This window comes from Undibacterium sp. GrIS 1.2 (assembly GCF_040544435.1).
In the GTDB taxonomy this organism is placed as follows: Bacteria; Pseudomonadota; Gammaproteobacteria; order Burkholderiales; family Burkholderiaceae_D; genus Undibacterium.
In genome coordinates this window covers 1-2909 of sequence record NZ_JBEONP010000125.1, presented here as the reverse complement: position 1 = coordinate 2909, position 2909 = coordinate 1, and the positions used below count along the sequence as shown (strand labels likewise).

Genomic DNA, 2909 nt, shown 5'->3' with positions numbered 1-2909 from the left:
TCACTTCAAGAACTGCTCATTACCAACCATACCGATCTTATTGACGCCCAGTCGTTGCGCCTCCGCCATCACATGCGCCACCGCTTTATACGGTACCAGCTTGTTCGGACGTAAGTGCACTTCCGGTTGATTCGGCGTCGCCGCCACTGCCGTCAGTTTGGATTCCAACTCGGCATTGTTCTGAATCGCTACACCGTCCCACAGTACCGTGCCGTCAAAGTCGACGTCAATTGAGATCACCACTGGTGGCTCAGTCTGTTTGGATTGTGAATTCACCGGCATATTCAGATTGACCGCGTGGTTCTGAATTGGGATGGTAATAATTAACATGATAATCAAGACCAACATGACGTCGATCAGGGGGGTCATGTTCATTTCGATCATGACTTCCGGTTCGCTCGAGTTCCCTGAGCCTAATTGCATACCCATACTATTCCTTTCGTTCTTTCACTCTTACCGCTGGTGACTGCCGTCGTTGCTTCGTTCTAGCTTCGCTCTTACTTAGTTCTTCGGCGGTGGTTCTGTCACAAAGGCGACTTTGGCGATCCCGGCGCGCTGGGCGGTGAGGATGACTTTGCCGACAAATTCGTAGCGGGTGTTTTGATCACCACGGATATGGAGTTCCGGTTGTGGTACCTGGTTCGTGACCGCTTTGAGCTTTTCAAATAAAACATTGGTGTCTGCGACCGGGGCTTCGTTCCAGAACATGTCACCGTCTTTGTTAATCGCGATGGTGATGTTTTCTGGTTTGGTTTTGTACGGTTGGTTAATTTCCGCCGGGAGCTTGACCGGAACCGTGTGGGTGACGACTGGGATGGTGATCAGGAAGATGATCAGCAGGACCAACATGACGTCGACCAATGGGGTGGTGTTGATGGTGCTGTTGACTTCGTCTTCGCCGTCACCATCGTTGCCGATTGCCATTGCCATAGTGTGTTCTCTTTCAGATGACAGATACTGAGACTGTACTTTGTGTTTCGTTCAGGAGGAGGTGGCACTGCCACCTCTTCTTGTGTTGCTTACTGTTGTACGCGTTTTGGCAATAATTTGGCTGCGGTCATTTGCAGCCTTGTTGCCTATGCCAAGTAAGGACTTAGGCTTTTTTGGACATCACGCCAGACAAGACGACGGAGTGCAGATCAGCGCTGAAGGCACGGATGTTTTCCATGGCAGTTTTGTTACGACGTACCAGGAAGTTGTAACCGAGTACGGCTGGAACCGCCACAGCGAGACCAATGGCGGTCATGATCAAGGCTTCACCAACTGGGCCGGCGACTTTGTCAATGGAGGCTTGTCCTGCTGCACCAATGGCGGTCAGCGCGTGGTAAATACCCCATACCGTACCGAACAGTCCTACGAATGGCGCGGTGGAACCAACGGTGGCGAGGAAAGCCAGACCATCTTGCAGACGGCTTTGTACTTTGTCGACGGCGCGTTGGATGGACATGGAGATCCAGGAGTTGAGGTCGATTTGTTCTAACAGAGCACCTTCGTGGTGGTCACTGGCTTTGGTGGCGGATTCGGCGATGAAGCGGAATGGGCTGCCTTCTTTGAGGCTGGTGACGCCAGCGTTGACGGAGGCGGCTTTCCAGAACTTGGTTTGCGCTTCTTTGGCTTGGCCACCTAATTTGAATTGGTCAATAATTTTGGTGATGAGGATGTACCAGCTGCCCATGGACATGATGAACAGGAGGAAGAGTGTGCCTTTGGTGACGAAGTCGCCGCCTTTCCAGAGGGCGTCGAGGCCGTATGGGTTGTCGACGACTTTGTCTTTGTCTACTGGGGCTGCGGCTGGTGTGAGGTCAGTGGCGGCTGGGGCTTCTGCTGGGGCGGCTGCAGCTGGTGCGGCGGCGCTGGCGGAGGCGGCAGGAGCACTAGCTTCTGGTGTTTGGGCTTGGGCAGTGACGACGCTGGTGGTGAGGGTGATCACGGCGGCGGCCAGGAGGGCTTTCAGACTGAATTTCATGTGCGTACTTCCTTCGTAAATTGGCATGTCAAATGCTGTTGTTGTTACTGTTGCTGTTATTTGGGTTGGCTTACGTTTGCCTGGCTTGGCTGGCGTTTGCTTGGCCTTACTTAGAGTTACTGCGAGACTTACTGTAAGAGTTACTGGTGTTGCTTTGTTCGGTAGTGCTGACCCGGGCTGGCTTGGCGTGTGGCTTGGCTGGCCCGGGTTTGGTGTGTTTCTTGGTACTGCTGGTATTTCTCGTGTTTATTTCTAATATGTCTTAGGCAGTCTTAGTCGAGCTTCCAGACGTATTGCACTTTGGTGGTGGTCGTTTGGGGCTTGCCGTCCACGGTACCAGGTTTGTTTTTGCAGGTGCCGGAGAGTAATTGGGCACGTACGGCGTTGTCGAGTCCTCTGAATCCGCTGGATTTGTCGATCTTGACGTCGGTGACGTTGCCGTCAGCGCCGATGACGACGGAGAGCATGACGGTGCCTGTTTCTTCGTTGCGTAACGAGGCTCTTGGGTATTCTGGTATGCAACCGGCGGCTTTGAAGTCAATCACGCCTGGCACCATAGAGGGGCCGGCGGGCTTGTTTTCGACAACAGGTTGGGCGACCGTTTTCGGCAGGACATTGCTGTCCGGCTTGACCTGGGATACCTGGGTGATGGTGTTGGGCGTGACGACCTGTTGTTGCACCTGGACTTCTGGCGGTGGTATGAACGGCGGCGGCGGTGCCATCAGCTTGGGCGGCGGCGGTGGCGGTACATCTGGCGGCGGTGGCGGTGGCTTGATCTCTTCGACCAGCTTGGTTTCCATCGGCTTCATGATGTATTCGACTGCTTTGACGCCGAGTCCGTTGATCAGGGCATACACGAGCAATATGTGAAATGCGATTACCAGCCCTATCCCGAACACCTTCTTGCCCGGCTCTTGCTGGTGATTTGAAAAATCCATACCTA

The 2909-nt window shown here is 53.8% G+C and carries 6 protein-coding genes; 2 read left to right on the top strand and 4 right to left on the bottom strand.

Translation table 11 applies throughout. The annotated features are described in order from the left end of the window. From AAKU61_RS22340 to AAKU61_RS22330, 3 genes are all read right to left on the bottom strand, one after another. Positions 1 to 429, bottom strand: coding sequence for an ExbD/TolR family protein (locus AAKU61_RS22340; protein ID WP_322118047.1), 429 nt, complete (start codon positions 427 to 429; stop codon positions 1 to 3). A 72-nt stretch (positions 430 to 501) separates the two neighbouring features. Then, positions 502 to 930, bottom strand: coding sequence for an ExbD/TolR family protein (locus AAKU61_RS22335; RefSeq protein ID WP_322118046.1), 429 nt, complete (start codon positions 928 to 930; stop codon positions 502 to 504). A gap of 163 nt (positions 931 to 1093) precedes the next feature. Further along, positions 1094 to 1966 (bottom strand): MotA/TolQ/ExbB proton channel family protein, encoded by an 873-nt coding sequence (locus tag AAKU61_RS22330; RefSeq protein ID WP_354335807.1) that lies wholly within the window; start codon positions 1964 to 1966, stop codon positions 1094 to 1096. A 25-nt stretch (positions 1967 to 1991) separates the two neighbouring features. Between AAKU61_RS22330 and AAKU61_RS22325 the strand changes: the two genes are divergently transcribed. Next, entirely contained in the window at positions 1992 to 2222 is a 231-nt protein-coding gene (locus tag AAKU61_RS22325) for a hypothetical protein (RefSeq protein ID WP_354335805.1), read from the top strand. Positions 2223 to 2238: 16 nt separating this feature from the next. On the opposite strand, the gene AAKU61_RS22320 is transcribed toward AAKU61_RS22325, so the two are convergent. Further along, complete coding sequence (locus AAKU61_RS22320; protein WP_322118043.1) at positions 2239 to 2433, bottom strand: energy transducer TonB; 195 nt, start codon at positions 2431 to 2433, stop codon at positions 2239 to 2241. Here AAKU61_RS22320 and AAKU61_RS22315 point away from each other — a divergent pair. Continuing rightward, entirely contained in the window at positions 2432 to 2836 is a 405-nt protein-coding gene (locus tag AAKU61_RS22315; protein ID WP_354335803.1) for a hypothetical protein, read from the top strand. The genes AAKU61_RS22320 and AAKU61_RS22315 overlap by 2 nt on opposite strands. The last annotated feature ends 73 nt before the right edge of the window (positions 2837 to 2909 follow it).